Source organism: Fibrobacter sp. (assembly GCA_012523595.1).
Classification (GTDB): Bacteria; Fibrobacterota; Chitinivibrionia; order Chitinivibrionales; family Chitinispirillaceae; genus JAAYIG01.
Genome location: JAAYIG010000233.1, coordinates 1 through 5,795, shown reverse-complemented (window position 1 = coordinate 5,795; position 5,795 = coordinate 1). Strand labels below are relative to the sequence as shown.

At 45.1% G+C, this 5,795-nt stretch carries 4 protein-coding genes; all 4 read right to left on the bottom strand.

Annotated elements, in window-relative coordinates; translation table 11 throughout:
- The coding region (locus tag GX089_16385) for a methyltransferase domain-containing protein (GenBank protein ID NLP04074.1) at positions 1-2,782 on the bottom strand (2,782 nt) is incomplete at its 3' end.
- Positions 2,783-2,953: 171 nt separating this feature from the next.
- Complete coding sequence (locus tag GX089_16380) at positions 2,954-3,709, bottom strand: hypothetical protein (protein ID NLP04073.1); 756 nt, start codon at positions 3,707-3,709, stop codon at positions 2,954-2,956.
- Positions 3,710-3,833: 124 nt separating this feature from the next.
- A complete protein-coding gene (gene dinB, locus GX089_16375; protein ID NLP04072.1) occupies positions 3,834-5,033 on the bottom strand; it encodes a DNA polymerase IV in 1,200 nt (399 codons plus the stop codon).
- 91 nt (positions 5,034-5,124) lie between these two features.
- Positions 5,125-5,795 (bottom strand): hypothetical protein (locus GX089_16370; protein ID NLP04071.1); only part of this gene is annotated, 671 nt, incomplete at its 5' end.

Here is a 5,795-nt window from a genome sequence, read left to right as displayed (position 1 = left end):
GACCTACACGACACTGGAACAGAAGATCATAGAAAGAATACTGGGGCCAGACAAATGCCCCGCCGTATTTTTCTGTAGCAACATAATTATCATAGTCGTTATGGGGAATATCTGTCAGTTTTGTATTCCCGTAGACCAGATCCACCTGCGGATTAGACTCGAGGTAATTCAAGAGCATTTCCAGAGTCTGGGACCGTAACCGGTCGTTTGTGCTGAACATGAAAACATATTTGCCTTCAGCCAGATAGATCCCCAGGTTCCATGCTGCATAAATACCGATTCTCTCCGCAGTTCTATAGTATCGTATCCCGGGATATTTCTCAATAAAGCGCATTATTACAGATTTTTCGTCCTGCGGAGAGGCGGCATCTATTACTATTACCTCAACACTCCCAAACACGCTTTGGCTCACGACATCACTGAGACATTCATCTATGAATTGCCCCGAGTTATAAGTAGATATGATAATTGAGACAAGAGGTTTTGACGGTACAGATGCAGAACTGAGAAAATCGCTTGAATTTATGGTAGATGTAAACCACTCTTTCTGGGTCTTCTGCAGTTGGGCAAAAATTTCAGGATCATCAGGGTAATAATCTTTCAACCCGAATAAAACCTTGAGTGCATCTTCATGCTTCCCCAGTGATCGTTGATATTCAGCAAACTCAATCGCAAGAGGTTTCAGTGATGGACACATTGCAAGCGCTTTGGTGTAATTCATAATTGCACCTGAGATAATTCCCGATTCTCTGTATGCCCTGGCAGCACAAACCAAAGGCCGGTGATCTGCACCACCCAACACTTCAGAAGCGATCAATGATGCCCTGAGCGCTTTATTTGTATCTTCTGACAAAATTTCATTTGAGTAGCTGATAAGGTTTTCTGCACGGATCAGCCATCTGGAATGCTTAATGCCACAAATCATATCCATAATCCGTGTTTTAATCACATCGGCCATCTTTTCCCATGTAAACCGTCGGGCATTTTCAATTCCCTTTTTTCCCCAATCTTCCCGTGTGCCGGTATCCAGCATCTTACGCATCGCATCAACTATCTCCGGACCTGATCCCGGATTAACATACACACATGCATCCCCGCCGGCTTCGGGAATTGAAGAATTCCTGCATGCAATTACCGGACAGCCGCAGGCACCGGCTTCGATTACAGGTATTCCAAATCCCTCGTATATTGAAGGATATATAAGTGCCTGAGCACCACTGTATGCCGCCACAAGTGTCGGGTCATCTGTGTAATCTATCCTCATGACTGAGGTTCCAAAGCGGGCAATTTCAGAATCAGAAAACTTTTCACCTCCGATGCAGACAATCCGGGTCTGGTTTCGAAGATCTGAGTTGATAAATGATTCCAGAACGATGCCGCCGTTTTTGTATGATGACCTTTTTCCCACCATGACAAAATAGGGCCCTTTAATCCGGAACTGTTCTCTGAATCTTTCAACCTCCTGTAAAGCGGGCCTGAAAATATCTGAAATAGCAGGGTAAGCCACGCTCACCCTGTCTGGCGGTTCATGATAATACCTTGACAAATCATTTCGGGTTGATTCGGAGATGGCAATGAATTTATGCGTGCAAGAAAATGCCCTCTTTTTAGGAGCCCACATTCCTGTAATCATGTTTGCTCTTGCCAGTTCCGGTATCAGATCATAGACAAGCTGAATTGAAGCTATTCCCGGCGCTGAAGAATAATAGGTGCTCATGAATAGATCGGCTCTGTTTTCTCTGCATATCGCAGTGAGCAGTTTTTCATCATTTTCAAGATCACAATTAGTGACACTGCAGTACTCCGGGATCACCAGTTTTTCAACACCTTCTATTCCCGGATCATAATTTCCGCGGACAAGCAGGATTATTCTGGTATCTTTCAGCGTCTCCTTAAGAATTGGAATAATATTCTTCCATATCCGGGAAATGCCTACATTTGCCCCTGCCTGAATCTGGAATATCAATCCGTCAATTACAACTGTACTTTTCAGCGCACCGGAAGAGATCTTCGTGGCCTTTTTCCCTGCCTTCTTTGCAACTACAAACATATCATAATGAAAAAGACCGGGCATTGTTTCGATTACCATCAAACCAGATTGTTCCAGGATTTTTCTGGCGCTATTCTCATCGTACAAATAGAGGTGCTCCTCAGGAAGGAACATCTCCCATGAGGCACCCTCGCCACGATAACATGGTGTCTGGATCAAACATACACCATCCTCCCGCAGATAATCCGATATGGCACTTATTGCCTTTACAGGTTCATGAAAGTGCTCCATAACATCAAAAGCGCAGACAGCATCATACTTCCTGTAAGGCAGTTTGACATCAGGAAACAACCCGGGTATGATATGCTCCAGACCGAAGGTATTTTTTCCAAGTCTGCATGTGTTCTCGTCAATTTCTATGCCTGTGGCTTTACGAATGCCGTGAGAAAGGCAGTACTGAAGAAACCCGCCATGAGAGCACCCGATTTCAAGCACCCGTTCCGGCAGAATTTTATGCCTGTTAAGAATTCGATACCAGAGCGGTATCCGATCGTGAAAATCCTCAATCATCCTCTGCTCGATAGGGGGAGTACGGCTTTTTTCGATCTGGTGTTTGTGCCAGTATTGATCCATCCCATAAAATTTTTTCAGTTCCTCTGCTGTGTAGACTTTTTTTAAGACCAGAGTACCGCACTTTTTACATCTGCCATAGAGTTCATGCGTTGAATTTTCGGTCTGTCCTCCGCACCAGCATCGGGCAGAGTCATTGTCGTCAGGCAACATCGTGGACATCAATATCTCCTGTTAGAGCTCGAGATCAAAGCTATAGTATATTATTGGCAAGTCACAAGTTGCAAGTCACAGGTCACAAGTTGTGAGGATAAGGAATAAGGGCTTAAGAAAAAGAAAGTTGCCTGGAAATATTTCTCCGACTTTCGACTTGCAACTTTCAGTTTCTTCCGGTCAGCAGATTGTTTCTATTGGAGCCTTGCCCTTGAGGTTCACGCACTGGCTTGAAACAAAACGGGAGGGGTCGGGAACCTGATCAGAACAGCTTATCGGCAGATTCGCGGCATGCTTCTGAAGAAATTTCTGTCCATAAGAATTCCAGACTTTATCAAAAACACTCTGCGAACGTCGCTTTACCACTATATCTGTAGTCACCAGTATCCTGCTTAACTGGTTGGCCTGCATACATAAATCAAGATCCCAGAAATGCTCTCCATCGAAGGTCTCTTCATCAAACCTGATTTTCTGGAACAAAGATGCCCTTACGGCCATAAAAAAGCCATCACAGATAACAGCCGGAAAATTCCCATTTTCAGGTGAGAATACAACTGCAAAGAAATCACCATTCTGTAAATGATGAACCACTCTGCCCTTGATAAAGGGCCTTCCAGCGGCGGTCCAGGAATATTTATCTGCAAAAAGAAACTGCGTTCCGGCAACTCCGGCAATCCCTAACCAGGGATCATCGGAAAACTTTTTTTCCAGTATACATCCCCAGTTCATTTTCATGAAGAAAAGATCTTCTGGAACAAAAACCAGTATATCACCACGGGCTTTGGAAACGCCCTGATTGTAAGCTGCGGCCAGTCCCATTCCGTTGCTGCCATCAACCATAATGTACTCATGATCAACCCCGATAGTCTTTGCAGTATTGCGCTCCTGGATTGATTCGGGAATGGGCCGTCTCCAGCATGTAATCACACTTATCATAAATTCTGTCCTCCAAAGTTACTATGAAATATGAATCAGCCTCCGGCAATATATCAAGTATTAAGTTGCAAGTCACAAGTCTCAAGTCGGAATCGGAACGGAAACAGAAGAAATTTCCGATATCTTAATGTTCAGATGTATCAATATGATCCCTGTCCTTCCCTACTTCCCGCCCCTTCCCTATCACCTTATTCCCGAACCGGGCCACAATTCTATCCACTGCGGCTTCAGTTGCCTCTATCGACTCAATTGTCTTCTGAGCGAAAAGGTCGGTCTGTTCGGCATCATCGAGCCCTGTTACACCGACACCCAGAAGTCTTAAAGACGGCTCCTTGAGTTCTTCCAGAAGCTGTAGCGCGTTATCGAAGATTAATTTGGCCGTATTTGATGACTGAGGGAGGGATTTTCTGCGGCTGTGCCTGCTGAAATCCGGACGTCGCCAGGTAAGAAAAACAGTATGACCCTTTACGCCATAACGACGGGCCCGCCTCGAAACATCCTGGACAAGTAAAAAGAGCACATCTCTCCACTCATTTCTGTCTCTTGAGTCAGCATTAAAAGTATGCTCTCTTGAGATCGACTTTATTGAATCATACTCACCCACCGGGCGCTCATCAATTCCCCTGCAGAGGTTGTAAAGAGAGATACCCTGCTTTCCAAACCGATCATTGAGATACTCTAATGAGAGGTTCTGCAAATCTCCCACTGTGCATATCCCCATCCTCTGAAGCACCTCTGTGCTCTTTACTCCAACACCCCAGATTTTTCCAACTTTCATGGGGGCCAGCCACTCTATTATCTGTTGAGGTTCTGATGGGACGATTGTGATGCCGTTTGGTTTATTAAAATCAGATGCAATTTTTGCCAGAAACTTATTCGGGGCCACACCTATAGAGCCGGTGAGTTTCTGTTCACTCCTGATTCTCTCTGTTATCGCTTTTGCGGCATCCAGAGGAGATCCAAAGAGCCTGTCGGTGCCGCTCATATCCAGAAATGCTTCATCAACTGATACCTGCTCGACACGGGGAGAAAACTGCTCAAAGATGTTCATGATCGCTTTTGATACACTTTCATAAACATGCATCCTCGGAGTCACGAAGATTCCGTCGGGACATCTTCTGTAAGCCTCATTAATAGGCATTGCGGAATGGATTCCAAACCTGCGTGCCTCATAGCTCGAGGTAGAAACAACCCCTCTGTTGCCTGGACGGGCACCGACAATTACCGGTTTACCCATGTACTGCGGATTATCACGCTGCTCTATGGAGGCAAAAAAAGCATCCATGTCTATATGGAAAATCGTTCTGTTATTAGAGGAACTCATTGGTCAGTTCTGATGATTTGTCCGGAATCAGTTGGGAACAGGAGCCCGTGTGCAGATAAATATATCTTTAAATCAGCCTTTATGCATAGATTCACCATCTCACATCATCAACCCACAAACAGAATGGCGCCCCTTTGCCAACCCTGACCTCAAGTTCGATTTCCCCATTCTGACTGCCGGTTTCAAGGGACAGCTCTTTCCAGTTCTTAAGATTGATCTCAGAATAACTGGCGCTCTTTGATGGTTTTAATCCATTGGGGAAATTATAGTATGTCCAGGCTCCTCCAGCCGGACGTGTTCGGAATGAAATTTTTCCAGATCCCCTGACCTTTAAGTTCAACAAATCTTTATCGCCACTCTTTACCAAAACAGCTTTTGAAGCACTGCTGTTCTTTTCCCTTGCATCTCCACTGATTCGCAAGGAGTATTTACCACCCGCCACGCCGGCAGTATCCCGTAATATATAAACTCCTGAATTACTGCAGATCCATCCCTCTGTAGACTGTTCAAATCCCCCCTCATCACATTCTGCAGATTGAGAGATGTTTTGGGGTATGACTTCAGATCGTGATGAATCGAAAGAGAATGGTCCCTTGACAAATCGCGCAAAGAGCGGGAGGTGATCTGAATACCCTTTAATCGTAAAATCCTCGCCACCGGTTCCACTCAGCATTGTGGTGTCATATATGGTGTCCTCATCGGAGCAGCTAAGAGTAAGTACCAGATTCTCAAGATCTATGGTAAACCGTTCAAGGCTGTGAG

Coding starts and splice junctions, on each gene's coding strand:
- GX089_16380 (NLP04073.1), bottom strand. CDS start 3,709: ATGATAAGTGTGATTACATGCTGGAGACGGCCCATTCCCGAATCAATC.
- dinB (NLP04072.1), bottom strand. CDS start 5,033: ATGAGTTCCTCTAATAACAGAACGATTTTCCATATAGACATGGATGCT.